Origin of the sequence: Acinetobacter sp. 1424608 (genome assembly GCF_000588255.1) — a bacterium.
GTDB classification, from domain to species: Bacteria; Pseudomonadota; Gammaproteobacteria; order Pseudomonadales; family Moraxellaceae; genus Acinetobacter; species Acinetobacter nosocomialis.
Genome location: NZ_JFXL01000048.1, coordinates 1 through 1804, shown reverse-complemented (window position 1 = coordinate 1804; position 1804 = coordinate 1). Strand labels below are relative to the sequence as shown.

Sequence of the window (1804 nt, the reverse complement as noted above, 5' to 3'; positions counted from 1 at the left end):
GGAAATTTGAACAACACTTATAAGTGATATTTTGCTCCCCAAATGATGTTATAAACATCAATATATGGAGTATTTTATGGCACGTAGACCAAGAAGAAATCATTCAAATGATTTTAAAGCTAAGGTAGCACTTGCTGCGATTAAAGCAGAAAAAACACTTGCTGAATTGAGTGCTGAATTTGATGTTCATCAAAACCAAATTATCGACTGGAAAAATCAACTGATTTCAGCTTCCTCGCAAGCTTTCGATCAATCAAAAGCTCCAACAGAACCACCCATCGATCTAAAAAAACTACATGCAAAAATCGGTGAGCAGGCATTAGAAATTGATTTTTTAGAAGGTGTGTTGAAGAAACTGGGCCGCTTCAACCACAAAAGTTAATCGATGACTCACTTCAGATTTCAGTATCTAAGCAAGCTCAGCTGCTGAAAGTCTCCCGTGGTTGTTATTACTATCGCCCAAAACCTGTGAGTGCATCAGATCTGAAGCTGATGCGGTGTATGGATGAGTTACATATGCAATACCCTTTTGCAGGTAGCCGTATGATGCGTGATTTGTTGAATCGTCAAGGACATCATATAGGACGACGTCATACACGTACTTTAATGAAGAAAATGGGCATTAATGCGTTATATTGCAAACCAAATTTAAGCCAGGCTAATCAAGCTCACCGCAAATATCCATATCTGCTCAAAGGATTGGCTATTCAGCGCAGTAATCAAGTGTGGTCTACGGATATAACGTATATCCCTATGGCAAAAGGCTTTGTTTATTTATGTGCTGTGATTGATTGGCATAGCCGCAAGGTACTTGCGCATAGAGTATCGATTAGTATGGAGGTTACATTTTGCATAGAAACATTAAATGAAGCTATTGAAAAATATGGTCGACCTGAAATATTTAATACAGACCAAGGCAGTCAGTTTACCAGTGATGCATTTATTGATGTATTGAAATCAAATGACATCCAAATCAGCATGGATGGTAAAGGTCGATGGGTTGATAATGTGATGGTTGAACGATTATGGCGGAGCGTTAAATATGAAGAGGTGTATCTCAAAGCCTACAGCAATGTTTTGGATGCGAAGAAGCAATTAAACGCATATTTTGAATTTTATAATTTGAAACGACCTCATTCGAGTCTGGACAAAATGACTCCAGATGAGTTTTACTATGACCAGCTACCACAACAAAATAAGGTAGCTTAACTAGAGCAGAGTATCACTTATAAATAAGCTTTTAGTTGTTCAAACATGTGGGACCACCTCTCTTTTGACTGTTCACACAAGACGATACAGATTTTAGACTTTATGATTGGTGATAAAAATAATGGTGAACTTAAGTACAAGAGCGATAAAAAGAGTGAAGTAATGAAAGCCACGGGGGACAATGATTTAGCTATGCTTAATTTAGTGTGTGAAAATGCTAAGGCTATAAAATAGTATCTGTGAATTATAAGACTTGTTTTTAATACAGGTATATACAATTTTCTTGGAGATCCAACTTTGAAAAAAATGAAGTTAAAGATTTAATAATTAGAGCCTGTAAATTATTTTGTGTAAGTTCCATTTTTTATAAATGATCTTTTAATCGATCATCGAACTGAATCGTAAACCAATTCATTGCTAAACGCCAATTTTGAATTGGCATCGTCCATTTCTTCGCAGCATTTGATGTTGCTAAGTAAATGACCTTCTTTACTGAGTCATCAGATGAAAAGATTTTCCTTTTCTTCGTTGAATGGCGTATTACGCTATTCAACGACTCAATCGCATTTGTTGTATAAATTGCATGACGTATTTC

The 1804-nt window shown here is 36.1% G+C and carries 2 protein-coding genes and 1 pseudogene; 2 read left to right on the top strand and 1 reads right to left on the bottom strand.

The annotated features are described in order from the left end of the window. The first annotated feature begins 64 nt into the window (after nucleotides 1-64). Together J678_RS23510 and J678_RS24005 are read left to right on the top strand one after the other, a co-directional pair. A protein-coding gene (locus J678_RS23510) for an IS3 family transposase (protein WP_085944219.1) occupies nucleotides 65-1209 on the top strand; the annotation gives its coding sequence in 2 pieces (ribosomal slippage) (nucleotides 65-329 and nucleotides 329-1209; 1146 coding nt in all). 54 nt (nucleotides 1210-1263) lie between these two features. Further along, a pseudogene (locus J678_RS24005) lies at nucleotides 1264-1443 on the top strand (hypothetical protein); the annotation flags it as partial. Between the two features lie 130 nt (nucleotides 1444-1573). On the opposite strand, the gene J678_RS22750 reads toward J678_RS24005, so the two are convergent. Next, nucleotides 1574-1804 (bottom strand): IS256 family transposase (locus J678_RS22750; RefSeq protein WP_032006910.1); only part of this gene is annotated, 231 nt, incomplete at its 5' end.